Genomic DNA, 26,661 nt, shown 5'->3' with positions numbered 1-26,661 from the left:
CGTATTTATACGAACTATCATGAGGCAGCTTATGCTGGAGAATCACCCGCAGCGCGATGAAATCCGTCTGGAAAATGTATTGGCCGCGCTCGGCAACCCGATGCGCATGAGCGTGGTTAATATCCTGGCGGATGGCGGTGATCATACCTGCGGATCGCTGCTCAAAGGCGTGTCCAAATCCACTTTAACCCATCACTGGCGCGTGCTGCGTGACAGTGGTGTCATCTGGCAGAAGCCTTCCGGCCGTGAAAATCTGTTATCACTGCGTCGTGACGATCTGAACGCGCGCTTCCCCGGGCTGCTGGAAGCCTTTCTTACAGCGACCACGCAGGATCATCTGACGCGTGGCACCGTCAACGACTTTCACAGCTCAGCGTCTTAATCAGTTTTTGGCCGCAGCAGATAACCGGAGTGCACATCACCCTCAATATAGCCAAATGCCGATGCGCCAAAATGCATGCCTGCTACCCGCGTTTTGTCCCTTGAAACCTGTTCGAGAATTGATTTGCGCGTGGCTTCGGCCAGTGCCGCATCGTTATCAAAGGAAATGGAAACCTCTGGTCGGGCTAACTGGATATGCGGGTAGTGCACAATATCGCCCCAAATCAGTAAACGCTCATCGCATGAATCAATCAGGTATCCGGTATGGCCCGGAGTGTGGCCGGGTAAATTGATGGCCCGAATATCCGCATTGATGTTGTCCTGCTCAATCAGGTGCAGATTGGGCCGATAAGCATCCATCGTTCGACGCACCAGCAAGGCATTTCTTTGCGTTCGTTCGTTCATTGTTTCGAGTCTTTTGTCATCCAGCCAAAATGCCGCTTCAGCCGGAGGCAAATAGAGTTGCGCGTTCACGAAGGCGGGTTGCCCGTTGGCATTAAGTAAGCCACCAATATGATCGGGATGGCAATGCGTCAGCAACAGGGTATCAATGGCTTTGGGGTCAACACCCAACGCTATCAAGTTAGGCTGTAATTCCCCGCCAATATGATTGACGGCACCCATACCGCTATCGATCAGGATCGTGCGTCCTTCACCGCGAATCAGATAACAATAAATATGAATATCACCCGGCACATCGATACCCGATTGCTCTTGTATTGACTCTGCTACGGGGATATCAATGCCGGAGAGCAGCGCCAGGCTGGCTTTCATAGTGCCGTCACTGATCGCCGTGATCAGATACTTGCCCACGCGCTGAGAGGAGGAGGGTTTAACCATCATTATCGCCTTGTTCATCATCGGAAGAGAAAACACTGTTTAATCATTAAGCTGCATCACCAATGAAATATTGCAGTGAACCGATGGGTGTGACTATCATCATTTTCGACTGAGTTGAGACCAAAATAGCTGTGGACATTAAATTACTGCGATCTTTCGCCACTGTGGCGCTGCTGGAACATGTCGGTCAGGCGGCGGAAAAACTGCATATCTCGGCATCCCCACTGAGCAGGCAAATCCAACAACTTGAGAGTGAGTTAGGTGTCACGCTGTTTCATCGTGAGAAAAAGCGCCTGCGGTTAACGGAAGCCGGGCGAAAATTTCTGGATGAGGTCACGCCTTTTCTGCAACACCACGCGCGTCTCGCCGATTACGGTCGCACCCTGACGCAGGTTGATATTGGACGATTGGATATCGGTTATGTTGAGGCGGCGATACACTCACGCATACTGCCAGAGGCGATTGCGCGGATTGATCAGATGAGAGGCATCGCGATACATCTGCACGCCATGCGTTCCAGACAACAGCGCGAACTGCTCGAGGAAAAGGCGCTGGATGTCGCGCTGCTGCATACCCCTCCCGAAAAAGGCAACCTGTTCTCGCAGAAACAAGTGCTGACAGAACCGATCCTGCTAGCGATGCCGAAAGCACAGGCCATTGCAGCACCCACACCCGCTGATTTACAAAAACAACGCTGGATAGCCGACCACGCACAACTGAACCCGGCCGCCCGTGCACGATTGCTTGAGGCATGTGAGCAAGCAGGTTTTCAGCCGGATATTACCTTCGAGGTGAGCGGGCCGATGGCTGCCCTTGCCTGCGTTGAAGCGGGGCTGGGTTTCACATTCATTCAGCAAAGCCTGGCGAGTCGGGTGGCCGATGCCGTTTCGCTGGTGATGCTGCCTTGGCTGCCGCTGGAGATCACCTTATATGCCGTGTGGCGGAAGGACGATAACAGGCCGCTGATGCAGGAGTTTATTGCCGCGTTGCAGAATGGGAATTCGCGCCATCTCACTCAATAACTACAACGAGTTGTAGCCGATGCGTGCTGATCTCCTGATCCACTAAGCAATGAAAACCCGCCCGTTCATAAAATGAAAACGCTGTGCTTGGTGCATGGGAATTAATCAATGCAAAGTGGATTTCGGCATCCTTAATGATCTGTTGCAGTAACAACGTTCCCAGCTTCATACCGCGATAGCGTTGAGCCAGATAAAGATGACGAACCCTGCCAGCCCGACAATTCGCCATAAATGGGTCCTGGTTCAAGCCGCCAACGCCAATCAGTTCATTGTCTGAAAACAGCCCCAACAGCTTTTCGCCGGGAAGATCGAAACGATTAGTGCCGTTTCGCCAGTTGTCATCGAGCCTGCGAAGCATATTAAATCCCAGGTACATGCTCTCTGCTTTTAATTGCGAAAAGCCAGGGATAGCCGGGGTGATTTTTTCAACGCGAAGATTCAATTTACACTCCTGCAACAGTTGCAATTGCAGCGGCTGATTAACAACTGCTGTTGTATGTGCAACTTCTCGGCTGTTTAGTATCGCTCTCATCTAAATAAAATCAATCGATTAAGCATTACACAATTCTGGCACAGCTACTGCATGACCCTTTATATATTGAAAAGATTGGAACGATCAAAAATTCATGCTTTTAGGCTATATATCGACAGGAGAAGCCGATGTCTGAACAGACCCCCCTGCAGTTTGCTTACTGGGTGCCCAATGTGTCCGGTGGATTAGTGATCAGTCAGATTGAACAGCGCACGCGTTGGGATGCGGAGTATAACCGTGAACTGGCAAAAATCGCTGAGAAGGCAGGGTTCGACTATGCCCTGACGCAGATTCGATTTACCGCTGGTTACGGTGCTGATAACCAGCATGAATCGGTGACCTTTTCGCAGGATTTGCTTAGCCACACCTCAAAGCTCAAAGTGATTGCCGCGCTTCTGCCCGGCCCATGGAATCCCGTGCTGGCCGCCAAGCAGATTGCTACCATCAGCCATCTTTACGGTCCACGCATTGCCGTTAACATTGTCAGCGGCTGGTTCCGCGGAGAATTTAAAGCGATAGGCGAGCCCTGGCTCGATCATGAAGAGCGTTACTTAAGGTCTGAAGAGTTTATTCGTTGCCTTAAAGGTATCTGGCGCGAAGGCAGTTTCACCTTTGCAGGAGATTTTTATCGATTCCGCGACTACGCGTTAAAACCTAAACCCCTTTCACCCTTACCTGAAATCTTCCAGGGCGGCAGCTCACGTGCAGCGCGTGATATGGCGGCGCGCGTTTCGGACTGGTATTTCACTAACGGCAATACGCCTGAAGGTGTGCGACAGCAAGTTGATGACATTCAGGCGAAAGCAGACACCAACGGACATCAGGTTAAAATCGGTTTAAACGGATTTGTCATCGTCCGTGATACTGAGCAGGAAGCCCAGGCTGTATTGCAGGAAATCATCGCAAAAGCCAATCCGGATGCCGTTAAAGGTTTCCAGTATGAGGTGAAAAACGCAGGAAGTGCGTCACCAGAAGGTGAGGGCAACTGGGCAAAATCGTCGTTTGAAGATCTGGTGCAGTATAACGACGGCTTTAAGACCAATTTAATCGGCACCCCGCAACAGATCGCCGAGCGCATCATGGCGTTGAAGCGCGCAGGCGTCGATTTGCTGCTGCTGGCATTTCTGCACTTCCATGAGGACGTCGAGTTCTTCGGCCGCGAAGTGATTCCGCTAATGCGTGAACTCGAACGGCAGGAGAGTCGGATATCGGCCTGACATCAAATATGGCGGGCGCGGCCCGCCAGTAGCGCCATCACCATCTGAACCACTGTGACCGCCAGCAGCATGATCAGCGGCACCAGCCAGTTGCCGCTGGCATCGTGCAGCATGCCGAAACACAGCGGGCCAAGTGCTGCTAGTCCATAGCCGACACATTGCGCCATACCGGAGAGTTTCGATGCCTGGCGATGATCCTGGGTGCGCAGATTAAACAACGACAGGCTGATCACCAGCGATGCGCCCGCACCAAGTCCAGCCAGAATCAACCACAAAAGCGACCATGACGGCAGCAACAGTAAGCCGAGCACTGCAGCAAAAATCAAAGATGAAGCGACAAAGCCAATGGCACGCTGGTCACGCAGCCGCTTTAGGGCGCTCATGCAGGCGAGATTGGAGACAATGGCAACAATCTGATAGACGAATAGCATGCCGCCCGCTTCGATCTGACTGATGCCGTTGTCTTGCGCAAACGGCGTGAACCAGCCAATCAGGGTATAAAACAGCAGTGACTGACTGGCCATAAACAGCGAAACCTGCCAGCCCAATGCTGAACGCCAGGGCGAGCGCGTCACGCTGTGGGTTGCTGCCGCGTGTGCTTGCGGACCCGATTTTTTCAGATAAGGCAGCCAGGCGAACAGGGCGATAAACGCCGGCACTAACCACACCGCGAGCGACAGGCGCCAGCCTGCTGAGCTGGCCTCAGCCAAAGGCACCGCAATGCCTGATGCGATACTGGCTGAAATTCCCATCACCATGGCATACAACCCGATGTAGCGCGCTGTGTGCTCGGTAAAGTCACGCTTGATCAGTGGCGGCAGCAATACGTTGGCGGCGGCAATACCGGAGCTCAGAATCAACGTACCCGCCCACATGGCGTTTTCACTGCCGGAAATGCGCAGCAGCGACCCCAGCGTGATCAGCAGCAGTGAGCCCCACAAACTGCGTTCCAGACCAAAACGATTACCAAACCAGGCAGCAGGCGGTGCCAGTGTGGCGAACATCAGCAGCGGTAAGAAGTTGATCACGCCTGCAGCACTGGCGCTCAGTCCAAAACTGGCGCGGATATTCTCCAGTATGGGTCCGGTGGCTGTAATTGGCGTGCGCAGATTGGCGGCAGTAAGCAGCAAAAGAAACAGGAAAAAACCCGCGCGTCGCAGGGCAGGATTTTGGGCAATAGCGGTATGGGACATATTTGCGCACCATAGAGTTGAGGCAGAACAATTCTGCATATGGTGCGTTGATTGACGTTAACGCTTACGCAGCAGTTCATTTCCGCTGAGAGGGGGGAATACTAGCGAGGACATTTTGAATTGTAAAGTTTTCAGCCTTATTGCAGTCGGTCTCTATATTCATCGAAGGCATCGCCGGGAATGTGCATAAAACAGTCATCCACACATAAACCGTCACACTCGGGCATCAACCTTTTGCTGATTCATTTCTCGCTAATCCGGATAGTGAAAATTGCAATGCAGTTTAATCCATTCAGTTGTGATGAATCTCGCTGATTAAAATGCAACCACATCCATTTTGCATTTGATCTCGGATCGTTCTCACAACTGGCCATCAAGCTAAAGTCCGTGCGGATAATCTCGGCCTGTGCACAATTTTCACCCAACGATTCCTCTAACTTATTTCCTCGTTAGCACAATTTTTTACCGACCAGCACGTTATGTCTTCCTCCGACATTTCAAAAACCTACAAAGACAATAATGGTGAACATAATGAAAAAAATATCAGCAGCCTTAATCTCTCTTGCCCTTTGCAGCAGCGCCTTCGCTGCAGAACCGCTCAAAATGGGCGTGGTAGTCAAAGTGGGCGGCAACGCCTGGTTTAACTCGATGGAAGAGGGCATCAAAAAGGAGGCGGCTAAAGAAGGTATCAATGCGTGGCAGGTCGGCCCGATCGCGCAGGATCCGGCACAGCAGGTGAAAGCTATCGAAGACCTGATTGTGCAGAAGGTGGATATCATTGGTGTGGTGCCTGTCGATCCGGCCGCGCTGGAGCCGGTGCTGAAAAAAGCCAAAGATGCCGGCATCAAAGTTATCGTGCATGAATCACCGGGTCAGAAATATGCCGACTGGGATTTTGAATTGGTGGATGCGAAATCCTTCGGCGAGCGTCATATGCAACTCATGGCGCAATGTATGCACGAGCAGGGGCAGTATTCCATTATCGTCGGCAGTTTAACCATCCCGCTGCACCGCGTATGGGCGCAGTCCGCCATTGATTATCAGAAACAGCATTATCCAAAAATGCAGCAGGTCGGCGATCTATTCGGTACGGGTGAATCAGTGGATGATTCGATGCGCGTCACCAAAGAGATGATGCTCAAATATCCTGATTTCAAAGGGATGATGGCATTTGGTTCGCCAGGCCCGGTGGGTGCAGGCCGTGCGGTGCAGGAACGGGGTGCTAAAGACAAAGTGTGCGTAGTGGGGGCTTACAGCCCAAGTCAGGCTCAGACCCTGGTGCGTAACGGCAACATTAAAGGCGGCTATATCTGGAATCCAATGACCGCAGGTGAGTTGTTTGTGCGCATCGGCAAAATGGTGGCAGAGGGCAAACCGATAACAGAAAGCACGCAAATAGAAGGTATGGGCAAAATGCGCGTCGATAACGCCAATCACACACTGTTTGGTGACAGCCTGGAAAGTCTGGACAAAGACAACATGCAGAAACTGATCAAAATGGGCCTGTAAGGAGTGACTGTGAGCGCACGTAAAATCATTATTGATACCGATCCGGCTATCGGGATTCCCGGCACCGATGCAGACGATCCCATCGCCATCATGCTGGCTCTACAAGATCCGCGGCTGGATTTACTGGCCATTACCACCGTGTTTGGCAATTGCCCGCCGGCGCTGGGTGCGCGCTGTGCCACCCGTATTCTGCAGGTAGCAGGGCGTAGTGATATCCCGGTCGCGATAGGGCAGGCAACGCCGATGAGCGGCGCCTTACCCGAGCTGCTGCAAAAGGCATATCAAGGTCCGCGTGGGCAGGAAGGCAGTATTGCGCTGCCCGCGCTGGAAGATTCACACTGTGGTCAGCACGCCAGTGAGTTGATCATTGATTTGGTACGCCAGCATCCGGGCGAAATCACGCTGGTGTGTATCGGCGCACAGAGTAACCTCGCGCTGGCACTGATTAAGGCGCCCGATATCGCGCCATTGATCAAAGACGTCGTAATGATGGCAGGTGCGTTAGGCATTGATGCGAAATGGGGTCGCGGCAATATCACGCCGGTAGCGGAGTGCAATATCTGGTTCGATCCGCAAGCCGCTGACATTGTATTCCGTTCGGGAATTCCACTCTCGATGGTCAGTCTGGATGTCACCAACGCGGATGCTGGATTAGTCCTGACGCGTGAACATCTGGTTGGTATTGGTGATGACAAGCCGCTTAATCAACTGTTTAAGCAAGTGTGCGCCTGCTACTTCGACGCGCCAATGTTTGACTGGTCGGAAGGGTGCGTGTTGTACGATCCGCTCGCGGTCGCCGTTGCAGCGGATGCACAGGTAGGGGAATTTACCGCAATGGCGATTGGTATTGAAACCGCCGGGCGATTAACCCTGGGTCAAACCGTGCCGCTGCGTGATGTACCTGCCAATGTTCATGTGTGTACGCGGATTGATGGGCATAAGATCGTCAGCGATATCGTGAAAATCATTACCCGCTAGTATTTGATGGGCGCACGGTGTGCGTCCATCAAACATGAAAGCTAAATTTTCCCCGAATTGACTTGCCTCTCCCTCCATCCGCGTCCACCTTTAAAGCCTCCTTTCAACACAAATGGACGCACGATGCATTGGTTATGGAATACGCTGATTTTGCTGGCGTCAGTGGTGGTGATGGAAGTGGTGGCGGCGCTGTCGCATAAGTACATCATGCACAGTTGGGGCTGGGGCTGGCATTTGTCACACCATGAACCGCACGACGGTAAGTTTGAACTAAACGATCTCTATGCCGTGGTGTTTATGTTCATGGCGATTGCGCTGATTTACATCGGTGTAAACGGCTATTGGCCGCTACAGTGGATTGGCGCGGGCGTGACCTTGTACGGCGCACTCTATTTTATGGTGCACGATGGCCTGGTGCATCAGCGCTGGCCGTTCCGCTACATTCCGCGGAAAGGTTACCTTAAGCGCCTGTATATGGCGCACCGCATGCATCATGCGGTGCGGGGGCGCGAGGGGTGCGTCTCATTCGGCTTTCTCTATGCGCCGCCGTTGCATAAGTTGCAGGCGGCGCTTAGACAGCGCCACAAGTCTGTTAACGCGGACGCTGCCACAACCCCTCAGGACGTGACTCCGGACGAGTCAGCCGAGAAGTAAGCGCCAGTCCGGCACCTTTCACCAGCAGCGTCAGTTTTTCGCCGCTGCTGGTGCGTTGTCGCGTGTCCCAGGCGTGTTCACCCGCATGTTGCACCTTCACACCGATTTCACGATAGACGCCGCGCGCGGTGGCAATAGCCCACGCGGAGCGCAGCGGCAACCCAGGTAAACCAGAGCGTGCCGAGTGATAATAGGGTTCCGCCTCGCTCACCAGTCGCGCCGCCAGAGGCGCCAGGACGGCGCGATGTTGCGGATCGGCCAGGTTCTGGCCAGTTAAGCCCGCTTCATCCAGCCAGCTTTGCGGCAGGTAACAGCGTCCATTCTGCGCATCCTCAACGATGTCACGCGCAATGTTGGTGAGCTGGAAGGCCAGCCCCAAATCGCAGGCGCGGTCCAGCACCGCTTCATCGCGAACTCCCATTACGCGAGCCATCATCAGGCCGACTACTCCCGCAACGTGATAGCAATAACGTAGGGTATCCTCGAACGTTACGTAGCGCGCCTCACGCGCATCCATCGCAAAGCCCTCCAGATGATCGAACGCCAGTTGGGGAGGTAACTGGTGGATTAAGGCCACTTCCTGGAACGCCTTAAAGGCTGGCTCATCCATGTGCGCACCGCTGTAGGCGCGGCGAGTTTCAATTTGCAGATGCAGCATGCGTGCTTCGGCATCTTCCACAACATGCTGTGTACCGCCTTCGCCCAGCGTTTGTCCGTCAATCACATCGTCACAGTGACGACACCACGCATACAGCATCAGTGTGCTGCGGCGCGTGGGCGCATCGAATAATTTCGCAGCGGTGGCAAAGCTTTTCGAGCCGACCGCCATGGTCTGAGTCACTTGCTCAAGCAAGGGTTGGCGATTCATCCAGCAAGATCCTCCTGCATCAACTGCGCAGTAGCTTTCGCCGAGCCAATCACACCAGGTACACCGGCGCCAGGGTGTGTGCCGGCCCCGACCAGATAGAGATTAGCAATATCTGCATCGCGGTTATGCGGGCGGAACCACGCGCTCTGCGTCAAAATCGGTTCCAGCGAAAACGCTGAACCCTGATGGGCGTGCAGCGTGTCGCGAAAATCAAACGGCGTAAACATGCGGTGCGTCACCAGTTGCTGACGTAGTCTCGGCATATAGTGCTCCTCCAGATAAGCAAAAATGCGATCGCGTAAACGCGGTCCTTCCTGTTGCCAGTCGATCGCCGCCGTGCCGAGATGCGGCACCGGTGCCAATACGTAAAAACTGCCACAGCCTGCCGGAGCCAGTGAGGGATCGCTGGAGCAGGGCGCATGCAGATAAAGCGAAAAATCGTCTGAAAGCTGGTCGCTATTGAAAATCTCGTCAATCAGTTCGCGATAGCGCGGGCCAAAACACACGGTGTGATGCGCCAACTGTGAATGCGGATGATTCAGACCGAAGTAAAGGACAAATAACGAGTTACTCATGCGTTTACGTTTCAGCGTGGCGGCGCGTTTACCGGCGGCGGGGTGCCCACGCAGCAACCGATCATAGGTATGCACCACATCAGCATTCGATGCCACGGCTTTTGCCGCAAAATGGCGACCGTCTTTCAGCTGCACTGCACTGATCCGATTGCCCTGCGTCTCAAGCTGGCTTACTTCAGCGTTAAGTAACAGTTCGCCACCGAGGTCGGTAAACAGCTTTGCCATACCCTGCACCAGTGCGCCGGTACCGCCACGCGGAAACCATACGCCCCATTCGCGTTCCAGTGCATGAATCAAGGTATAAATCGAAGACGTTGCAAAAGGATTACCGCCAACCAGCAGCGAGTGAAAAGAGAATGCCTGGCGCAGGTGATCGTCCTGTATAAATTTCGCCACCATACTGTAAACGCTGCGCCACGCCTGCAATCGGCCGAGCTGAGGGCCGGCGCGCAGCATGTCACGGAAATGCAAAAAAGGTACTGTGCCCAGTTTCAGATAGCCCTCTTTAAACACCTCGCGTGAGTAGGCGAGGAACTGGCGATAACCTGCCACATCGGCCGGATTGAAGTTGGCAATCTGCTGCTCCAGCAGCGGTTGATTGTTGTCATAGTTGAGCTGCTTACCGTCTTCCCAGCACAAACGATAGAAGGGCGTAACCGGCATTAACTCGACATAATCGCTGAGTGATTTTCCGGCCAGCGTAAACAGCTCTTCAATCGCCGTGGGATCGGTGATCACCGTTGGCCCGGCATCAAAAGTAAAGCCTTGTTCCTGCCAGGCATAGGCGCGTCCGCCGGGTTTATCGCGCTGCTCAAGTAGCGTGGTGGGAATGCCTGCCGCCTGTAGCCGGATAGCCAGCGCCAGGCCGCCAAAACCGGCGCCAATCACATAGGTGCGTGTCATTATTTCTTCCCTGGTTTAGAAGAGGTCATCATCAGTGCGCGTACCGCTTCGCCGATCGGCACCGGCGGTTTGCCACATAAAATGCGCGCTTTGTCGCTGAGGCGGAGTTGCCCGGCGTAAAAGCGGCTGATTAATTCGGCATCGAGCCGGTAAAAGCGCTGCATCACACGCCAGCGTTGCTCCGGGCGTCCGGCCAAAAACAGCATCCGGTTGAGAAGACGGAAAAAACGCTGCGTTCGCCATTGCTCGCGCGCAAACTGTTCGATGGCGCGACTGAGCGTTGCCGCATCACAGGGCAGTAACCCAGCGGTCAACTCCGCCAGCGATATGGCCGTGGGCAACGAGTAGCCGGTGGTGGCGTGAAACAAGCCCGCGCGTAACCCGCTGCATGGCTGACCACGCTGTTGCTGCCAGAAAGCATCGATATCGCCACTCAACGTGATCGGCAGCGAACCTTGCTCTTCCCGCAGCAGAAGACTCAATGGCCAGTGGTACGCTTTGGCGTAGTCGGCGATATTCTGCCGCGCGGTGTGCTCTGCCAGCGTGGGCTGATTGATGTAGTGCGTATCTTCAATTAAAAGACGATCCGCACTCAACGGTAAGGTGTAAACAAAACGGTAGCCTTGCTGCTGATCGACGGTGGCATCCATCAAAATTGGCTGCGTTAAACCGTGAGGCTTAGCCAGATGCCACTCCTGACCGACAAAGGCCTGATAGCCGAGTTGAAGATGCGGCGTGTGTTGCAGGCCACGACCGTCAATCACCACTGCAGCATGCAGCACGCGATCGTCTGCAAGGGTGACCTGTGTGGGTCGCACCTCATTCACCGGGGTATCGATCCACAGATCTTCCGCCATGACCTCATAAAGCCGTTGGGCAAAATCCGCAGAGGTGATTGAGCAATATTCCTCATTTAGATTTCGGCGCAGTGCGGGGAAACGCACCTGATAACCCGGCCAGCGATAGGCAATCAACGGTTGTAACCAGTGAAGCTGTTCCGGGCTGAGATCGTCCTGATGGAAGGACCAGGTATGATTGCCTGCCGGATGCGTGTGGCTTTCCAGTAAAAGAATACGCAACTGCGGCTGGCTTTGACGTAGCTTCAATGCAATCAGTCCGTTAGCCAATCCAGCGCCCACTAAAATCACGTCATAATGTTCGGGCATCAGGTCGCCTCCGCCAGTACAACGCGTTGCTGGCCTAATGCCTGCTCCACAATGTCTGCGGCGCGCTCGCAACCACCGGCGCGCTGAAGCTGCGCCTGAATCGGCGAGCTCCGCAGCCGATAGCCCTCATCCGCCAGAAGTTGCTGCAGGTGCAGCTCCAGTTGATGCACGCGGCTAAAGCGAGATGCGCGATGCCCGACGCCGTGCCAGGCAATACGTGACGCCACGCCGGGCTGGTCAAAAGCCAGCGGCAGCGCCAGCATCGGGGTGCCCCATTCCAGTGATTCTAATGTGCTGTTGAGTCCGGCATGAGTGATGAACAGTTGCGCATGTTGCAGCGCGGCCTGCTGATCAAGAAAATCGGTTACCCACGCGGCACCGGCGCGCTCCAGTTGGTGCACCTGATCGGCGTCCAGGCCGCCACAATGGGCGATGACTAACGAGAGTTGCTGATTGCGGCAAGCTTGCGCGAGATGCAGGAACAAGCGAAAACGATGGCCTTGCAAGGTACCAAAAGAGGCATAAACCACCGGCTGTCGCAACTCAGGCCAGGGGGCCGTGGCTGCGCGGGGCGGTTTTGATGCGCGCAGCAGTCCAACGGAATGAAAACAGTTGGGCAGATGCTGGCGCGGAAAATCAAATGCTGGAACGAGCTGGCTAATCTGCGCTAGCGGTGACAAACACTGATGCAGGCTGTGGCGATCGGGCAATCCCCATTTTTGCGCATGGTGACTGATCACCGCGCCGTGGCGCTGCATCAGGCGATCATAAATATCCTGGCTGGCCTGAAAACGTTGCAGTGCTTTATCATCCTGGCCGAAACGAAACGGCATCACCGCCAGGGGAATGCCAGGTTCGCGATTGACCGGTAATGCACAGGCCACTGAAACAAAGGGCAGTTGCAACGCTTCGGCAACTAATCCGCCTGCCGCCTCCATTTGATCGGTGATCACACCATCGACTTGCAACGAGGTTAAGCGCGCTGGCAGTTCACGACACAGCATATCGGTACTGTCCGCGATATCACCGATTACACGCCATAAAGAGAGTGGCGAGGCCAGATGCTGTAATACCCGCGCTAAAGAGCCGGGCGGATGGCTGCGCTCACCGACAGTGCTGAAACTTACGCATCCATCGTCAAGCAGGTGGCGTGCATCGTCCTGTTGGACAAAGGTGATGCGGTGGCCACGCGCAATCAGCGTCTGCGACAACGCCTGCAGCGCGTGGAAGTGGCTGTACAGTGGTGGCGCAATCACGGCAAAATGCCCCATTGGCAGCGCCGCGATCAGTGAAACATCGCCAGCTGTTGATTAAACAGGGCGTGCATATATTGGCGGGTAGCAATACCACGATGGCAGACGCAGGCAAGATGCGCATCCGCACTGCGCAAATGGTCACGCAGACGGCGTTCAGCACCTTCAGAACCAAGCATCTGTACCAGCGTCGATTTTCCCTGATCCTGATTGATGTCCTTACCGGTGTGTTTACTGCCGTCTGCGAGATCGTCGAGTAGCTGGAAAGCCTGACCTAAATCCTGCGCGAAGTAGCTGAGTTTCTGGCGCATAGCGGGGGTTGCTTCCGCGGCAATCGCCGCAATTTGCAAGGTGGCACGGAACAGCACGCTGGTTTTGAGTTCATTAGTGAGTGCCACGGCTTCCGGACTACGCGATTGCGTGCCCTGGTGCAGATCCTGGAATTGGCCCTGCACCAAACCTTGTAAACCCACGGCAGAAGAGAGTTCGGCAATCGCCTCTGATTTCTGCAGGTCGGCTAAACCCGGCGCAACGGCGATCACTTCAAAGGCGCGGCTCAGCAGGGCAATCGCTGCCAGAATCGCCACGCTTTCGCCAAATTCGCGATGTACCGTTGGGCGACCGCGTCGCATCTGAGCATTATCCATGCAGGGAATATCATCGAGGATCAGCGACGCGGCATGCACCATTTCAACTGCGCAGGCGAGATCAAGAATGCCATGTTGCGATGCATTACAGCCCATATCCCGCGCAGCCAACAACAGCAGCAGCGGACGGATGCGTTTACCCGGCGCCAGCGCACCGGCGCGCATTGCGGCACGAACCTGATCGGTCGGCTGGCCCGCAGGCAGCAATTGCTCAAAATGCGCCTGCAATAATTGCTGCAAAGAGTGAAGTTCGTGTTCCTGGCTTGCTGTGATGTCGACATGGGCGGTCATAGCGGCTTTCCATGGTAAGTTGAATTGTTATGGTTTTTTTATTAACCGTAGACTGCGTAAGGTGAGTTCGCCAGCGTGCTCAACGCATTACGGTAAAGACAGATCCGAAATGACAACCGAATTATTTCTCGAGATTCATCTCACTTTCCCCGTGATCTTATTAGCGAAAAAAGTAACAGGGGTGCCGTAACATAAATTCATCCGGTAGTCTGGAACGACATGCACATCCATTCGGGAAAATAATGATGTCTTCGCAACCCCATATTCTGATTATCCAGCCACTGATGCCGCAGCTGGACGAAAAACTCTCGCAACATTTTCATTGCCACCGTTTATATGATGAGCAGGACACTGCGCTATTTCTTCAGCGCCAGGGCAAAGAGATTCAGGGCATCGTGACGCGCGGTGACGTGGGTGTAGAAACGTCGATTCTGGAACAGTTGCCTGCCTGTAAAGCCATTGCGGTGTTTGGTGTGGGAACCGATCGTATCGATCTGAATTACACGGCTAAACATGATATTCAGGTCAGCATCACCAGCGATATTCTTACCGATGATGTCGCCGATTTAGCCATGACGCTGACATTAGCCTTTTCACGCAACCTGGTGGCCAATCATCAGTTCGCCCGCTCTGGGGCGTGGGAAAACACCGGCACTTCGCTTTCCAGTAAAGCCAGCGGGAAACGCATGGGCATCGCGGGCTTGGGTGCGATTGGTCAGGCGATTGCCCGTCGTGCTGAGGCATTCGGTATGGAGATAGCTTATACCGCGCGTAGTCAAAAAGATGTGCCTTACCAACGCTGTGAGAACATTGAACAGCTGGCGGCATTCAGCGATTTCCTGGTGCTGGCGCTGCCAGGTAGTCCAGAGAATATCCAGCTGGTGGACGCAAAAGTGCTGGCGGCGTTGGGGAAATCGGGTGTGCTGATCAACATTGCACGCGGCACGGTCGTGAATGAAAGCGATCTCATCCAGGCATTGCAGCAGGGTGTGATAAAAGGCGCCGCGCTGGATGTTTTCCCGCAAGAACCGGTTATTCATCCTGCGCTGCGTGAATTAGATAATGTGTTATTAACCCCACATATTGCGAGTGCCACCCATGAAACCCGTGAAGGCATGGCAAATAATGTGCTGGAGAATTTGCTGGCCTATTTCTCAAATGGGAAAATGCTGACGACGGTATAAATTTATTCTCTGGCGTCAGAGGATTTTCTTATATCCTGCGCAATAAGCGTTATATAGCGATTGCAATCTCTGCAGGTGAACGTTGTTATGATAGGGCTATTCATTCAGGAGCCATTCATGACAACTCAAAAGATTGCGATAGTGGGCGGCGGCGTCATCGGTTTAGCGGTGGCGCGCGCATTATCCTTGCAGGGCGTACAGGTTACGATTTTTGAGCAGCAGCATATCGGTGCTGGCACCAGCAGCACCACTTTCGCCTGGGTCAATTCCAACGGTAAACAACCCCTCAGTTATCACCAGCTCAATGCCCTCTCAATGGAAGAACACACTCGTTTGCAGCTCTCGCAAACCAATGGTCTGCGCTGGCTGGAAACCTGTGGCACCTGGGAGTGGGCGGCAGAAGGCGAGGCGCAGCAGAGGCTGCTACAACGCGCTACCTCACTGCAATCGCTGGGTTATCCCGCACATGAAGTGACACCGGATGCGCTGCAGCGTGAAGTGCCGGATCTGCGTTCACAGGCGGTAAGTGGAAGCGTCTGGCATTTCCCAACGGAATCGGTATTGCATCCGGCGCTGTACATGTCACGACTCTGGTCTGAAGCGCGTGCCAATGGGGCGATATTGCATCAACAACATGCGATTGAACGTCTTAGCGAACAGGCTGATGGCGTCACGCTGCATCTGGTAAACGGCGAGAAGTGGCAGGGCGATCGCGTGGTGATTGCCACCGGCCGCTGGGCGAATCAACTGCTTAACACCCTCAATGTTGATCTGGCGCTACTTGATACCAGCAAACCCAACGCGGTGGCCTGTAGCTTCCTCGCGCGCACTACGCCACAGCCGCTGTCGCTGGCGGCCAATCTGATTTCGCCACAGCTTAATGTGCGCCCGGATGGTGGAGGGAGATTGCTGTTACAAGCACTGGAACTGGACGATCTTGCCGATCCTGCCTCGCCACCTGCCTTACACGGAGATATTGCGCAGCAGTTCCGCGAACGTTATCACGCGTTGTTTGCCGGTGCTGGCGAATTGCAGATTGAGAACATTGTAATCGGGCAACGTGCACGGCCAGCAGACGGACTGCCCGCTATTGGTTTTGTCACGCCTCATCAGCGTGTTTATGTGGCAGTGACGCACAGCGGGATCACGCTGTCACCGTTGATAGGCAAGCTGGTGGCGCAGGAGTTGGTGCAGGAACAGAGTAGCGATCTGCTGGCAGATTTCCGTCCTCAGCGTTTGCTGGACAAAAGCGTCAGTGATTTTGCACCCATAAAGCGCAATTTTCCTGCGGCACAATAAAGCCATTTTTCCTAAAAATGATATTTTTGTGCCATATTTGCTGGTGAGAGCCGTTTAAGTTGTTGCAATTATGTTATTACTGATTGCCTTACGACTTTTATCTATCACAAGGAGGCAGCATGAAAATCGGTATCGTGGGCTATGGAACGGGCGGAAAACATTTCCACGCGCCATTTATTAATGCGGCTGAAGGCGTGGAGCTAGCTGGCATCGTGGCGCGTGCGCCAGCGACTATCGCACGAGCGAAAGCGGATTTTCCCAACATCCCGATTTATGCCAGTTTGACCGAAATGCTGGCGGCAGGTGTGGAGGCGGTGACTATTACCACGCCACCGCAAACGCGACGAGAGTTGGTGCTGGAAGCGATTGCAGCCGGTGTGGCCGTTATTGCGGATAAACCCTTTGCGCCCGATGCGAAAACGGGCCGCGAACTGGCTGCAGCCGCAAAAGCAAAAGGGGTGGTGCTAAGCGTTTATCACAATCGACGTTTTGACCATGATGTACGCACGCTGAAAAAACTCATCGAGCAAAATCGTGTAGGGAAAGTGTGGCGATTGCACAACCGCATGGATTTTGACGATGCCAATACCCTTGAAGGGGGCGAAACCGGCGGTCTGTTGCGAGATTTAGGCAGTCATATTGTCGATCAGGCGTTGTTCCTGTTGGGGCCGGTAAAGTCAGTTTATGCGCAACTGGATATCATCGATCTGCCGGAAGGTCCGACTGACGCCAGTTTTGTGCTGACGCTTAAGCACCACAACGGAACCACGTCTTATCTCTCTGCCACCAAACTGAATCGCTTTGTTTGCCGTGAGTTTCGTTTGTATGGCGATGCCGGTAGCTTTGTTTCACAAGGTACGGATGTGCAGGCGCAGGCCATTTTTGCAGGCCAGCGCCCAGCGGACGATCTTGCAGCCTGGGGCTATGAGCAGCCTGAGCACTGGGGCACGCTCAATACGCCGCAAGGCTCAGAACGAGTGCCTTCCGAACAGGGCGCCTATCACGCTTATTACGAAGCCTTTGCTAAAGCGGTTCGCGATGGCAGCGAACCTCCAGTGACGCCAGAGCAGGCGATTGAAGTCCTGGCGGTACTGGATGCCGCGTTTATTAGCGCACGTGAAAATCGGGTAGTGGAAGTTATTTAAAACAGTCGCGCTGCTGCGAAGCAGCGCTCTATTCTCTCAACCTTTCCCCATGACACCCTGCTAAAATGGCGTCCACGAGATGTTATGTTTAGAGGTCTGCTGTGTCGAATTTGATGTTCCGTAGTGCCACCTTAGCCGATGTTGATCGCTGCTATGCCATTGAAATTGATGCCTACGAAGGCGATGAGGCTGCCACGCGCGAAAAAATCGCGACCCGTATTAGGCAGTATCCGCAGGGGTTTATGTGCCTGGAAAGCGAGAGTCAGGTCATTGGCTTTATTAACGCGGGTTGTGCCTGGGACGTGGTGATGTCAGATGAGGAGTTCAAGGAGTTAATCGGGCATGACCCTGCTGCACCCAACGTGGTGATAATGTCAGTGGTGCTCGATCCGGCATATCAGGGTAAAGGTTACAGCACGCTGATGATGCAACAGTTCATCACTATCATGAAGAAAATGGATAAGCAGACCATCCATTTGATGTGCAAAACCCATCATGTTGATCTGTATAAAAAGTTTGGCTATCAGTACATCAAACCTTCGGCGTCCGATCATGGCGGTATGGCGTGGCACGAGATGCTGATGACGTTGTGATTATTTTTTAACCAAAAATAATTCATCACCTGATCGGGATCAAAAAATTTCGCTGAAAACTGCTCAACCATGTCAGTGAAATCACATGTAACGAGGAGGTTATGATGCGTACTTCACTGATGACCTTGCCGGAGGTGGCGCGCTATCTTGGCGTACCCTCCGCCACCTTAGCCTGTGCGATTTGCAATCGTGGCACGCTAAACAAAGTCCCGCTGCCCGCCGCGGTCGACGACACCGCGCCTTTATCCTGCCGCTGCTGGACACCACAGGATGTCCGCCAGTTTCGGCTTGCGATGATGCAGGCGCGGCGTGGGCACTAAAGAATAACTGACGGCTTAGGGCCGTCAGTATTCGCTCTTATCCGATTAACGCTTTTGCCTTGGCGCGAATTTCCGCAAGTTCATCGGGCGTCACATGGCTTTTTTTCGTCACTTTTCGGGCGCGCCATTCAATGCTGGTCACCTGATCAGCCAGCGCGACACTATTCCGTGTACCTGACAAGGTCACTTCAAACGGATAACTCTTGGCCTGAGTGGTGCAGGGCACGCAAAGTAGCATGCCCACTTTGTTGTTATAGGCGAAAGGACTGAGGACGACAGCCGGGCGATGCCCAGCCTGCTCATGCCCCAACGTAGGATCAAAATCCAGCCAGATCAGATCTCCGGCTTCGGGTACAAAACGTGAAACCATTAGAGCAATTCCTTGCCAACTGAAGGTCCAAAATCAATTTTCTCATGGACGTTATCTTCAGTGATGCCGTCCAGCAGAGCGTCAAGGGAATACTCCTTTTCTCTCACAGGGACAAGTATCAATTTGCCATCCTCCACGCTGAGTTCCAGTTTGTCATCAACATTGAGTGCAGCGGATTGCATTATGCTGGCAGGGATGCGGATTGAAGGGCTATTGCCCCATTTTTTTAGCGTTACCGTGGTCATAGCAAACCTCCTGAAGAATGTCGATACACTGTATATCATCACTTGTGTAGATACAACGTAGATACATTACGGCATCGCTTATTAATTTTACTTCGTTTAAGAATTTCAATTTGATACCACACATTGCGGCTTTTTCTATTGCTGCAAGTCTGGGTGGTAGACTTGTGAATTAAAGCTCTTGAAGGGCATTCATTTGCGAGTTGAGAACACATGAATCAAATAGAAATTTTGAACCACTGTTAAGGCAGTTAATTGTGTTCAGTGTTCAGCGCTCTATAATATTAAACCGTCAAAATAGTCATATTCTCTGCCGCAAACGCGCTGTAAAAGTCTTTGTTGATGTTCTCTTCAACCACCAGGATGTCTATCTCTTCGCAACTCGCCACCGAGAATCGCGCCACCCCTGGAATTTTTTCTGCAGTCAAACCGACAATAATCTGGCTACTTTGCGCTATGGCGGCTTTCTTAAACTCACAGTCATCGAAGTTGAAACCCGTCAAACCCGCCTCAGCGCTCATGGCACATCCACCAATAAATGCCTGATCAAACAAAATGTTTTTTAGTTGCTCAATGGCTGTATTCCCCACGCAACCGCCACTGTTTTTTTGCATGCGGCCACCCAGCATGATCACTTCAATCTGTGGATGTTTTAACAGTGCCGCGGCGATATCCGGGGCATTGGTGATCACAGTGAGACTGAGCGTTTCAGGCAATGCCATTGCCATGGCCAGATTGGTGCTTCCAGCATCAATTAAAATGCAGCTTTCACTTTTTACCAGGCTGGCGCACTTCTGCGCGATGATGTCTTTTGTTGATAGATTATGCTCTTTTCTCAAGGCCAAATTGCCAGCGTCGGGAAGCTGCAACACCGCCCCGCCATAGACCTTTTTACAGACCCCTTCTTTACTCAGTTCATGGAGATCACGCCGTACAGTATGCTCTGATACGCCCATTTGTTGGGCAAGTTCAGTACATACAACCCGGCCCTGGTCGCGCAAAATTTGTCGAATCAGATCTTGTCGCTGGTCAGGGAAAGCAGCATAATCGAGCAAGTGATACCTCTTAAATAATCATAATCGAGCTTGATTGAGCATGCTCGCGCATGATGCATAGGTTGTCAATGGCTGCTGATGGGTCTGGACATGCGCTCAGCAAAATTAAAATCCCGCTTTCAACACGAGGAACGAAATGGTTCAACTCCCTATAATCTCTTCCAGCCTGGCGACCCGGCTCACTTTTTTCATTGCTGGATTTGTAACGGCAACCTGGGCAGTAATCGTGCCCTATGCGCGTGCCAATACTGGAGTGAATGAAGCTACCCTCGGCACATTATTATTATGTCTTGGCGTTGGTGCGCTAATCGCCATGCCTCTAACCGGTTCGCTGACCACCCGGTTTGGCTGCCGCCGGGTCATCGTCGCGGCACTTGCGCTGGTTATGCTCAGCACGCCTCTATTGGCAGCGATCTCTCACCCGGTATTGCTGGGTCTTGTGCTGCTAGTATTTGGTATCGGCGTAGGTGTGACGGACTGCGCGATGAACATTCAGGCAATCCTTGTAGAGAAAGCCTCACCGGCTCCGCTGATGTCCGGTTTTCACGGCATGTACAGTTTCGGAGGCATCGCAGGCGCGGGTCTGATGACTTTGCTACTAACGTTAGGCATCAACGTCATTGTCGCCACGATGCTGATTACGCTCACTGTGATTGTGTTAACTGCGCTGAGTTATCCCGGACTTTTAACCTATGCGAATCCCCGGGAAGGGGCTGCTTTCGCTATGCCACGCGGCATCGTCCTATTACTGGGGATGGTCTGCTTTTCCGTATTTCTTACAGAAGGGACGGTACTGGACTGGAGTGCAGTTTACCTGACGCAGGTCAGAGATATGCCCGAAACGCTGGGTGGCCTTGGGTACACATGCTTTGCCGTAGCGATGACTGCTGCCAGGATGACGGGCGACCGTGTTGTGGCAAATCTTGGCAGGTTGACTGTAGTGGTTGGCGGGGCGCTCACGGCAGCCGCAGGGCTGGCGTTGATCATCTTCATCGCTTCCTGGCCTCTGTCATTGATTGGATACATCCTGATCGGGGCTGGTTGTGCGAACATCGTCCCCGTCATGTTCTCTGCCGTAGGCCAGCAAAGCGTGATGCCACAGTCTGTTGCTGTTCCGGCAATGACCACCATGGGGTATCTCGGTGTGTTGAGTGGTCCGGCGGTGATTGGATACGTCGCTCACTTCAGCTCACTCACTTTGGCTTTCTCATTCATCATGGCGCTGATGGTGTTTGTTGGCGCGGTCTCATTCACTCTAAATCTTGACCAAAGAAATTCTGCGAGGAACAACGCATGAAAATTGCCCATGTCGCTTTATGGACCCATCAACTCGAAGCACAAAAACAATTCTGGCAGGAATTTTTTGGTGGGATGGCGAATGAACTTTATATCAGTAAAAACCGCCCTGGTTTTCGTTCCTACTTTGTCAGTTTAACTGAAGGGCCAACGATTGAATTAATGAGCCTTGAAGGATTGAATAAAGGAGACAACGGAAAAGAACTGACGGGATGGGCTCATATTGCCATAACCCTTGGTAGCCGCCAGCATGTCGATGAGATGGTCGTAAAGGCTGCTGAGACTGATATTTTAGTCAGCCCGGCTCGCGTAACGGGTGATGGGTGTTATGAGGCGATTATTCGAGATCCTGATGGGAACCTGATTGAGATCGTGGCTTGACGCGAGGTGGCTTAGTGTCTGTCGCGGTTCTTTTGATAGCAATGAGCATTGATTGATGTCGCTATCAGATTCAGAGCGAAGAGTGGAAGGACAGATTAAATTGCCTTTAAAGCACTTAACTAATCTGTCCTTTCTACCTTATAGCGCCAGAAAAGCAGGAGCGGCCTAAGAGTGACATTTCGTGTTATTAGATTCTGCAGGTTCGGTCAGGGTCGCACGCACTTTAGGAAGACTCTGCGGATAATTCTGTTGAATAAACTCAATCATCTTCTCGCGCACGTAGCAGCGCAAATCCCATGCCGTCGGGGAGTTCTGCGCGGTCATCAATAAACGAATCGTCATGGTTTTATCAGTGGTATCTGTCACCTGAAGCACTTGTGTCTGCTGATCCCAAAGTTTGGTTTCACTCAGGACTTTTTCAAAATGTTGACGCAGCGGTTCGAGTGGCATTGAGTAATCGAGATAAAGAAATACTGAACCTAATATTTGGGCATTATTGCGCGTCCAGTTCTGGAAGGCGTTCTCGGTAAAATAGGTAATCGGCAGCACCAGTCTGCGCAGGTCCCAGATACGCACCACAACATAGGTCAGGTTAATCTCCTCAATCCAACCCCATTCATTTTCAACCACAACCGCATCATCAATTTTGATCGGTTGTGTGAACGCGATCTGAATGCCGGCAAACAAATTAACCAGTGACTTCTGCAGCGCAAAACCAATGATGATGCCTGCTACCCCGGCGCCGGCGAGGATGGTCGTGCCGAATTTTCTCACGCCGGGAATACTGATAAGAATCAGGGAAAGGCAGAATGACACAAGGAGGACAATCGCGACTTTTTTGACATAGATGATCTGGGTCCGAATCTTCCTGGCGCGCAGGTTATTCGACAGATTAATGTCATAACGAATAAACAGCATGTCCTGTGCGACATTGGTCAATCTAATTAAGATCGAGCACAATGACAGTATTATAAAGACATTCAACGTGGGGGTAATGAACGAAAGTGAATCGGGGTGAATATTAACATAATCGGCTCCGACATTGATTAACATCAGTGGAATGAACAGAAACATTGAACCACGTAGATGTTTTTCAAGTGATTTGAATAATTTTCTGTCGCGATTCTGCCAGTAACGTATAAATCGCAGCAGTAAGAATCGAGCCAGAAAACCCGCCACAAGCGAAAGGGTGACAAGTACCACAGCAGGCACCCATAAAGGAGCGTCAGATAACTCATCAAATATCGATGGCATTATTTTCCCTTATTTTCAGCTGACAATCACCCGTTGTCAGGTAAATGAAACATTCAGTAACCGTGTCTGCCCGGTCATCTGTAAATATTGCGTTCGCTATAAATTATTGATTCACTGCCCATCAACTATCTTGATAAGGATATATTAAACGTCATTTGTGAATTTAAATTTAACGTATGTTTAAAACCAACATGCTGAAAGTATAGACGATTATGAGTGTTCTGCTTCAGATAGCGGGTAGGGCGATGAGTGCATTAAGAGAAAACCGCTGCCCTAAGGCAGCGGTTATTATTTATTGCGTTATTTCCGGGTGCTGAGCAACTAAATTGCGGCGTTTATTCTTCAACTCCTCAATTTGTTCATCAATATCCTCGATGCGCTGCTCGATGCCATCATGATGCTCCTGCAGCAACTCTTTAGCTTCCTCAAGCGAGGAGGCCGCAGGGGTATCGCCATAGAGCGGTTTGTTAGCGGTTTCTCTCACGGTAAAACCGGTCACCACGCCAATCGCACCCACCGCCATCAAATACCACGCGGGCATATAAAGGTTGCCCGTCACTTCCACTAACCAGGCCGTGAGGGTAGGGGTAATACCCGCAACCAAAATGGAGATGTTATACGTACTGGCCAGCGCGCTGTAACGCACTTCTGTCGGGAATAAAGCAGGAAGCGTGGAAGCCATTACGCCAATCAGGCAGTTGAGGATGACTGCCTGAATCAATAGTCCAAAGAAGAGCGCGACTAAACTGTGATGGGTAATCAACATGAAGGATGGAATGGATAACAGCACCATTGCCACGCTACCGATAATGATGAACGGACGGCGTCCAAATTTATCACTGAGCAATCCCATAACCGGTTGCACAAACAGCATCGCCAGCATGATAACGACAATGATCAAAACACCACGGTCTTCTGAATAGTGCAGATTGTGGGTCAGATAGCTCGGCACGTAGGTCAGCAGCATGTAATAAGCCACGTTGGTGGTGATAACGATGCCGATGCAGGAGATCAGATTTCGCCAGTGCTTGCGTGCGATCTCTTTGAAAGGTACGGAAGGGCCTTCGCTAAGACCTTGTTTGGAACCTTCTTCCAGTGAATCCACATGCTTCTGGAATGCCGGAGTTTCTTCGAGCGCATGGCGCAGGTAGAGGCCGACTAAGCCCAGTGGCAACGCCATAAAGAAGGGAATGCGCCAGCCCCAGTCATTGAATGTTTCCTGGCCAAGGATCGTGGTGAGCAGCACAACGACACCAGCGCCACAGACGAAGCCAACCAGCGAGCCGAAATCAAGCCAGCTACCTAAAAATCCGCGTTTACGGTCGGGTGAGTACTCCGCAACAAAGATGGAAGCGCCGGTATATTCTCCTCCCACCGAAAATCCTTGCACCATTTTCGCAATCAGCAGCAAGACCGGTGCCCAGAAGCCGATGGTGGCATAGGACGGAATGAGTCCTATGCTGAAGGTGCTGAAGGTCATCAATATGATGGTGATGGCGAGTATTTTCTGGCGGCCATATTTATCACCCAGAACACCAAAAAACATTCCTCCTAACGGACGAATAATGAACGGAACAGAAAATGTGCCCAGAGCAGCGATGATCTGAATACCGGGCGAGGCACCCGGGAAAAACACCTTACCTAATACGGCCGCGACATAACCGTACACCCCAAAGTCGAACCACTCCATGGCGTTACCCAGAGCTGCGGCGGTAATCGCCTTCTTCAGACGCGCATCATCAATGATTGTCACGTCCTTCAGCCGCATCGGCTTAACCTTTTTACGTCTTATACTAAGCATTACCCTTCCCTTAAAAATCAAACACTTCTGGTTGATATCTAGTTATAACAAACCGTAAATTGTTATGGAGAATCCAGCTGATAACTGCTGATTCAGATACAGCATAGACATAAATTTACAATTTGCCGGGCGAGTCTCTGATTTAGATGCCTTTTTTAGAGGTGGGACTTTTGAAAGTAAGAGCAGGTATACGGAGATCGAGCGCGATTGACTCAATATTAGTGCTACCGAAAAAGGGATGTTTATTGCCTGGCCAGGCTTCATTCACTCCAATCCTGCGATAACTTCTAAGGAGCATTTAAGTCATAGAGCTGATTAATTAACAACCGAGATGCCAAGATGCTGCAGTATCAATGAGGCCTGGTAGTTATCCAGCTTCACACCCTGCATATCAACTTCACGCACATCTATTTCACCTAGCTCCGAGTTAGTCAGATCGCAATAAGTGAAATTGGCAGAAGGCCAGTCAAATGAAGAAAACTCTCCGCCGGAGAGATCTGAACCACTGAATGTTGCGCCCAGAATATGAGTGCCAATCCAGCGGTTATCCCAGAGTTCACACTTCTCTAAAACCACCTTCGATAAATTGGCGTAGCTGAGGTTGGTTTTGGTGATGTATGCACTACAGAACCAGGTGCGGGTTGTAATCATGTTCATAAAGCTGGCACCGCGAAAATCCGCCCCCTGAGCCATACAGCTGCGAATTTCGATACCCAGAGCACTGATGTTTTTGAAATCTGCCATAGACAGATCGCAACTATTAAAGATGGCATCTTTCAGCGTGGCGCGGCTGAAATTACATCCTTTCTGGTTTTCACGATCGTAAAAAGTGCAGCCGGTAAACTCAGTACCGCTAAGGTCACAAGCAGAAAAGTCACAGTTCAAAAAGGTACTGTTTTCAACTCTCTCGCCGGTGAACCGATTTTTGCCAATTTTCTCGCCAACCAAAGTTAGGGTCATGAAACTGAGCCTGTTTTTTTATACAGTGGTCGGGATGTTAAACTGATTTATAGCCGCGCGTCAAACGACATAATCTGGCTCATCGGCAGCAAAACTAGAATTGCCTGAGCTGAAAGAAGTAGGGAACGATATTATTCAGATTAAACTCTTTCAGCGTGAATGACGCTCAGGTGTAATTAGATTTCAAGTGCCGCAATAATCGCAGGTTCCATTTTCTCTGGCGTGGTCATCGGTGCAAAACGCTTTATTGGTTTGCCGTCACGTCCAATGAGAAACTTGGTGAAATTCCACTTGATTCGCCCACCCAGCACGCCGGGCAATTCGTCTTTAAGGTAACCAAATACCGGGTGCGTAGCGGCTCCATTAACCTCCACTTTTTCGAACATCGGGAAGCTCACACCGTAGTTGATGTGGCAGGTTTGCGAAATCTCATCGGCGCTACCGGGTTCCTGCTTGCCAAATTGGTTGCAAGGGAAACCCAGCACCATCAGACCCTGGGCAGCGTACTTTTTATAGAGCGCTTCAAGGCCTGCGTATTGTGGCGTGAAGCCACAATGGCTGGCGGTATTCACTATCAAAACCAGCTTGCCAGCGTAGTCGGCCATTGAGACGAGCTGGCCGCTCAAGCTGGTGGCGGTAAGTTGGTGATAGACTGTCATGTTGGCTTCCTTAAAGCAGAAAACAGTTCGACGTCGACATTACCACGTTGCTTGAAGGCACAGCGCAAACATT

28 protein-coding genes are annotated in these 26,661 nt (G+C 52.2%); 13 read left to right on the top strand and 15 right to left on the bottom strand.

The features are described 5' to 3' along the window. Nucleotides 1–31: 31 nt before the first annotated feature. Nucleotides 32–382, top strand: coding sequence for an ArsR/SmtB family transcription factor (locus LBW88_RS13275; RefSeq protein ID WP_224932747.1), 351 nt, complete (start codon nucleotides 32–34; stop codon nucleotides 380–382). Here LBW88_RS13275 and LBW88_RS13270 read toward each other — a convergent pair. Then, a complete protein-coding gene (locus LBW88_RS13270) occupies nucleotides 379–1,221 on the bottom strand; it encodes an MBL fold metallo-hydrolase (RefSeq protein ID WP_224932746.1) in 843 nt (280 codons plus the stop codon). The genes LBW88_RS13275 and LBW88_RS13270 overlap by 4 nt on opposite strands. A 131-nt stretch (nucleotides 1,222–1,352) precedes the next feature. Here LBW88_RS13270 and LBW88_RS13265 point away from each other — a divergent pair, with 131 nt between their 5' ends. Continuing rightward, a complete protein-coding gene (locus tag LBW88_RS13265) occupies nucleotides 1,353–2,243 on the top strand; it encodes a LysR family transcriptional regulator (RefSeq protein WP_224932745.1) in 891 nt (296 codons plus the stop codon). Here LBW88_RS13265 and LBW88_RS13260 read toward each other — a convergent pair. Further along, nucleotides 2,233–2,685 (bottom strand): GNAT family N-acetyltransferase, encoded by a 453-nt coding sequence (locus LBW88_RS13260; RefSeq protein ID WP_224932744.1) that lies wholly within the window; start codon nucleotides 2,683–2,685, stop codon nucleotides 2,233–2,235. The genes LBW88_RS13265 and LBW88_RS13260 overlap by 11 nt on opposite strands. 218 nt (nucleotides 2,686–2,903) lie before the next feature. Between LBW88_RS13260 and sfnG the strand changes: the two genes are divergently transcribed. After that, nucleotides 2,904–3,992 (top strand): dimethylsulfone monooxygenase SfnG, encoded by a 1,089-nt coding sequence (sfnG, locus tag LBW88_RS13255; protein ID WP_224932743.1) that lies wholly within the window; start codon nucleotides 2,904–2,906, stop codon nucleotides 3,990–3,992. Nucleotides 3,993–3,994: 2 nt separating this feature from the next. On the opposite strand, the gene LBW88_RS13250 is transcribed toward sfnG, so the two are convergent. Further along, complete coding sequence (locus LBW88_RS13250) at nucleotides 3,995–5,185, bottom strand: CynX/NimT family MFS transporter (protein WP_224932742.1); 1,191 nt, start codon at nucleotides 5,183–5,185, stop codon at nucleotides 3,995–3,997. Between the two features lie 531 nt (nucleotides 5,186–5,716). Here LBW88_RS13250 and LBW88_RS13245 point away from each other — a divergent pair. The 3 genes from LBW88_RS13245 (at nucleotide 5,717) to LBW88_RS13235 (ending at nucleotide 8,326) form a co-directional block, all read left to right on the top strand. Continuing rightward, on the top strand, nucleotides 5,717–6,694 hold the full coding sequence (locus tag LBW88_RS13245; RefSeq protein ID WP_224932741.1) for a substrate-binding domain-containing protein: 978 nt from the start codon (nucleotides 5,717–5,719) through the stop codon (nucleotides 6,692–6,694). Between the two features lie 9 nt (nucleotides 6,695–6,703). Continuing rightward, nucleotides 6,704–7,672, top strand: a complete 969-nt coding sequence (locus tag LBW88_RS13240) for a nucleoside hydrolase (RefSeq protein WP_224932740.1) — start codon at nucleotides 6,704–6,706, stop codon at nucleotides 7,670–7,672. A gap of 123 nt (nucleotides 7,673–7,795) precedes the next feature. Continuing rightward, nucleotides 7,796–8,326 (top strand): sterol desaturase family protein, encoded by a 531-nt coding sequence (locus tag LBW88_RS13235; protein ID WP_224932739.1) that lies wholly within the window; start codon nucleotides 7,796–7,798, stop codon nucleotides 8,324–8,326. Here the strand turns inward: LBW88_RS13235 and crtB are convergent. The 5 genes from crtB to LBW88_RS13210 are packed head-to-tail and all read right to left on the bottom strand — an operon-like array spanning nucleotide 8,265 to nucleotide 14,029. Continuing rightward, a complete protein-coding gene (gene crtB, locus LBW88_RS13230) occupies nucleotides 8,265–9,194 on the bottom strand; it encodes a 15-cis-phytoene synthase CrtB (RefSeq protein ID WP_224932738.1) in 930 nt (309 codons plus the stop codon). The two genes, LBW88_RS13235 and crtB, sit on opposite strands and share 62 nt — an antisense overlap. Continuing rightward, the gene (locus LBW88_RS13225; RefSeq protein ID WP_224932737.1) at nucleotides 9,191–10,672 is read right to left on the bottom strand and encodes a phytoene desaturase; all 1,482 of its coding nucleotides are present in this window, start codon (nucleotides 10,670–10,672) and stop codon (nucleotides 9,191–9,193) included. Before LBW88_RS13225 ends, crtB begins: the two co-directional genes overlap by 4 nt. Beyond that, on the bottom strand, nucleotides 10,672–11,838 hold the full coding sequence (gene crtY / locus LBW88_RS13220; RefSeq protein WP_224932736.1) for a lycopene beta-cyclase CrtY: 1,167 nt from the start codon (nucleotides 11,836–11,838) through the stop codon (nucleotides 10,672–10,674). The genes LBW88_RS13225 and crtY overlap by 1 nt, the downstream gene beginning before the upstream one ends. Beyond that, nucleotides 11,838–13,109, bottom strand: coding sequence for a glycosyltransferase (locus LBW88_RS13215; RefSeq protein ID WP_224932735.1), 1,272 nt, complete (start codon nucleotides 13,107–13,109; stop codon nucleotides 11,838–11,840). Before LBW88_RS13215 ends, crtY begins: the two co-directional genes overlap by 1 nt. A 14-nt stretch (nucleotides 13,110–13,123) precedes the next feature. Continuing rightward, a complete protein-coding gene (locus LBW88_RS13210; RefSeq protein WP_224932734.1) occupies nucleotides 13,124–14,029 on the bottom strand; it encodes a polyprenyl synthetase family protein in 906 nt (301 codons plus the stop codon). Nucleotides 14,030–14,271: 242 nt separating this feature from the next. Between LBW88_RS13210 and LBW88_RS13205 the strand changes: the two genes are divergently transcribed. The 5 genes from LBW88_RS13205 to LBW88_RS13185 all read left to right on the top strand — a co-directional run bounded on the left by LBW88_RS13205 (nucleotide 14,272) and on the right by LBW88_RS13185 (nucleotide 18,570). Beyond that, the gene (locus LBW88_RS13205; RefSeq protein ID WP_224932733.1) at nucleotides 14,272–15,213 is read left to right on the top strand and encodes a 2-hydroxyacid dehydrogenase; all 942 of its coding nucleotides are present in this window, start codon (nucleotides 14,272–14,274) and stop codon (nucleotides 15,211–15,213) included. Between the two features lie 117 nt (nucleotides 15,214–15,330). Next, complete coding sequence (locus LBW88_RS13200) at nucleotides 15,331–16,512, top strand: NAD(P)/FAD-dependent oxidoreductase (protein ID WP_224932732.1); 1,182 nt, start codon at nucleotides 15,331–15,333, stop codon at nucleotides 16,510–16,512. A 119-nt stretch (nucleotides 16,513–16,631) separates the two neighbouring features. Then, nucleotides 16,632–17,657, top strand: coding sequence for a Gfo/Idh/MocA family protein (locus LBW88_RS13195; RefSeq protein ID WP_224932731.1), 1,026 nt, complete (start codon nucleotides 16,632–16,634; stop codon nucleotides 17,655–17,657). Nucleotides 17,658–17,758: 101 nt separating this feature from the next. Next, on the top strand, nucleotides 17,759–18,250 hold the full coding sequence (locus tag LBW88_RS13190; protein ID WP_224932730.1) for a GNAT family N-acetyltransferase: 492 nt from the start codon (nucleotides 17,759–17,761) through the stop codon (nucleotides 18,248–18,250). 104 nt (nucleotides 18,251–18,354) lie between these two features. Then, a complete protein-coding gene (locus LBW88_RS13185; RefSeq protein WP_224932729.1) occupies nucleotides 18,355–18,570 on the top strand; it encodes a hypothetical protein in 216 nt (71 codons plus the stop codon). A 37-nt stretch (nucleotides 18,571–18,607) separates the two neighbouring features. On the opposite strand, the gene mazF is transcribed toward LBW88_RS13185, so the two are convergent. From mazF to LBW88_RS13170, 3 genes are all read right to left on the bottom strand, one after another. Next, complete coding sequence (gene mazF / locus LBW88_RS13180) at nucleotides 18,608–18,940, bottom strand: endoribonuclease MazF (RefSeq protein WP_224932728.1); 333 nt, start codon at nucleotides 18,938–18,940, stop codon at nucleotides 18,608–18,610. Then, a complete protein-coding gene (locus LBW88_RS13175; RefSeq protein ID WP_224932727.1) occupies nucleotides 18,940–19,185 on the bottom strand; it encodes an AbrB/MazE/SpoVT family DNA-binding domain-containing protein in 246 nt (81 codons plus the stop codon). The genes mazF and LBW88_RS13175 overlap by 1 nt, the downstream gene beginning before the upstream one ends. 281 nt (nucleotides 19,186–19,466) lie before the next feature. After that, nucleotides 19,467–20,237 (bottom strand): DeoR/GlpR family DNA-binding transcription regulator, encoded by a 771-nt coding sequence (locus LBW88_RS13170; RefSeq protein WP_224932726.1) that lies wholly within the window; start codon nucleotides 20,235–20,237, stop codon nucleotides 19,467–19,469. Between the two features lie 136 nt (nucleotides 20,238–20,373). Between LBW88_RS13170 and LBW88_RS13165 the strand changes: the two genes are divergently transcribed. Both LBW88_RS13165 and LBW88_RS13160 read left to right on the top strand, forming a co-directional pair. Further along, a complete protein-coding gene (locus LBW88_RS13165; RefSeq protein WP_224932725.1) occupies nucleotides 20,374–21,534 on the top strand; it encodes an MFS transporter in 1,161 nt (386 codons plus the stop codon). Continuing rightward, complete coding sequence (locus tag LBW88_RS13160; RefSeq protein ID WP_224932724.1) at nucleotides 21,531–21,914, top strand: VOC family protein; 384 nt, start codon at nucleotides 21,531–21,533, stop codon at nucleotides 21,912–21,914. Before LBW88_RS13165 ends, LBW88_RS13160 begins: the two co-directional genes overlap by 4 nt. A gap of 165 nt (nucleotides 21,915–22,079) precedes the next feature. Here LBW88_RS13160 and LBW88_RS13155 read toward each other — a convergent pair whose 3' ends face one another. The 4 genes from LBW88_RS13155 to LBW88_RS13140 all read right to left on the bottom strand — a co-directional run bounded on the left by LBW88_RS13155 (nucleotide 22,080) and on the right by LBW88_RS13140 (nucleotide 26,588). Continuing rightward, nucleotides 22,080–23,168 (bottom strand): mechanosensitive ion channel family protein, encoded by a 1,089-nt coding sequence (locus LBW88_RS13155; RefSeq protein WP_224932723.1) that lies wholly within the window; start codon nucleotides 23,166–23,168, stop codon nucleotides 22,080–22,082. A 292-nt stretch (nucleotides 23,169–23,460) separates the two neighbouring features. Continuing rightward, the gene (gene proP, locus LBW88_RS13150; RefSeq protein WP_224932722.1) at nucleotides 23,461–24,969 is read right to left on the bottom strand and encodes a glycine betaine/L-proline transporter ProP; all 1,509 of its coding nucleotides are present in this window, start codon (nucleotides 24,967–24,969) and stop codon (nucleotides 23,461–23,463) included. A 315-nt stretch (nucleotides 24,970–25,284) separates the two neighbouring features. Beyond that, on the bottom strand, nucleotides 25,285–25,929 hold the full coding sequence (locus LBW88_RS13145; protein WP_224932721.1) for a Qnr family pentapeptide repeat protein: 645 nt from the start codon (nucleotides 25,927–25,929) through the stop codon (nucleotides 25,285–25,287). Nucleotides 25,930–26,105: 176 nt separating this feature from the next. Then, a complete protein-coding gene (locus tag LBW88_RS13140) occupies nucleotides 26,106–26,588 on the bottom strand; it encodes a glutathione peroxidase (RefSeq protein WP_224932720.1) in 483 nt (160 codons plus the stop codon). Between the last annotated feature and the right edge of the window lie 73 nt (nucleotides 26,589–26,661).

The organism is Pantoea sp. alder81, from assembly GCF_020179835.1.
Lineage (GTDB): Bacteria > Pseudomonadota > Gammaproteobacteria > Enterobacterales > Enterobacteriaceae > Pantoea.
The sequence above is the reverse complement of the archived record's forward strand: the minus strand, read 5'-3'. Positions and strand labels throughout refer to the sequence as shown.

Excerpts from the sequence above, each read along its gene's own strand:
- crtB (WP_224932738.1), bottom strand. The coding sequence starts at position 9,194 with ATGAATCGCCAACCCTTGCTTGAGCAAGTGACTCAGACCATGGCGGTC.
- LBW88_RS13245 (WP_224932741.1), top strand. The coding sequence starts at position 5,717 with ATGAAAAAAATATCAGCAGCCTTAATCTCTCTTGCCCTTTGCAGCAGC.
- sfnG (WP_224932743.1), top strand. The coding sequence starts at position 2,904 with ATGTCTGAACAGACCCCCCTGCAGTTTGCTTACTGGGTGCCCAATGTG.
- LBW88_RS13250 (WP_224932742.1), bottom strand. The coding sequence starts at position 5,185 with ATGTCCCATACCGCTATTGCCCAAAATCCTGCCCTGCGACGCGCGGGT.
- LBW88_RS13275 (WP_224932747.1), top strand. The coding sequence starts at position 32 with ATGCTGGAGAATCACCCGCAGCGCGATGAAATCCGTCTGGAAAATGTA.
- proP (WP_224932722.1), bottom strand. The coding sequence starts at position 24,969 with ATGCTTAGTATAAGACGTAAAAAGGTTAAGCCGATGCGGCTGAAGGAC.
- LBW88_RS13195 (WP_224932731.1), top strand. The coding sequence starts at position 16,632 with ATGAAAATCGGTATCGTGGGCTATGGAACGGGCGGAAAACATTTCCAC.
- LBW88_RS13205 (WP_224932733.1), top strand. The coding sequence starts at position 14,272 with ATGATGTCTTCGCAACCCCATATTCTGATTATCCAGCCACTGATGCCG.
- LBW88_RS13145 (WP_224932721.1), bottom strand. The coding sequence starts at position 25,929 with ATGACCCTAACTTTGGTTGGCGAGAAAATTGGCAAAAATCGGTTCACC.
- LBW88_RS13160 (WP_224932724.1), top strand. The coding sequence starts at position 21,531 with ATGAAAATTGCCCATGTCGCTTTATGGACCCATCAACTCGAAGCACAA.
- LBW88_RS13140 (WP_224932720.1), bottom strand. The coding sequence starts at position 26,588 with ATGACAGTCTATCACCAACTTACCGCCACCAGCTTGAGCGGCCAGCTC.
- LBW88_RS13185 (WP_224932729.1), top strand. The coding sequence starts at position 18,355 with ATGCGTACTTCACTGATGACCTTGCCGGAGGTGGCGCGCTATCTTGGC.
- mazF (WP_224932728.1), bottom strand. The coding sequence starts at position 18,940 with ATGGTTTCACGTTTTGTACCCGAAGCCGGAGATCTGATCTGGCTGGAT.
- LBW88_RS13235 (WP_224932739.1), top strand. The coding sequence starts at position 7,796 with ATGCATTGGTTATGGAATACGCTGATTTTGCTGGCGTCAGTGGTGGTG.
- LBW88_RS13270 (WP_224932746.1), bottom strand. The coding sequence starts at position 1,221 with ATGGTTAAACCCTCCTCCTCTCAGCGCGTGGGCAAGTATCTGATCACG.
- LBW88_RS13225 (WP_224932737.1), bottom strand. The coding sequence starts at position 10,672 with ATGACACGCACCTATGTGATTGGCGCCGGTTTTGGCGGCCTGGCGCTG.
- LBW88_RS13200 (WP_224932732.1), top strand. The coding sequence starts at position 15,331 with ATGACAACTCAAAAGATTGCGATAGTGGGCGGCGGCGTCATCGGTTTA.
- LBW88_RS13155 (WP_224932723.1), bottom strand. The coding sequence starts at position 23,168 with ATGCCATCGATATTTGATGAGTTATCTGACGCTCCTTTATGGGTGCCT.
- LBW88_RS13210 (WP_224932734.1), bottom strand. The coding sequence starts at position 14,029 with ATGACCGCCCATGTCGACATCACAGCAAGCCAGGAACACGAACTTCAC.
- LBW88_RS13165 (WP_224932725.1), top strand. The coding sequence starts at position 20,374 with ATGGTTCAACTCCCTATAATCTCTTCCAGCCTGGCGACCCGGCTCACT.
- LBW88_RS13175 (WP_224932727.1), bottom strand. The coding sequence starts at position 19,185 with ATGACCACGGTAACGCTAAAAAAATGGGGCAATAGCCCTTCAATCCGC.
- LBW88_RS13215 (WP_224932735.1), bottom strand. The coding sequence starts at position 13,109 with ATGGGGCATTTTGCCGTGATTGCGCCACCACTGTACAGCCACTTCCAC.
- crtY (WP_224932736.1), bottom strand. The coding sequence starts at position 11,838 with ATGCCCGAACATTATGACGTGATTTTAGTGGGCGCTGGATTGGCTAAC.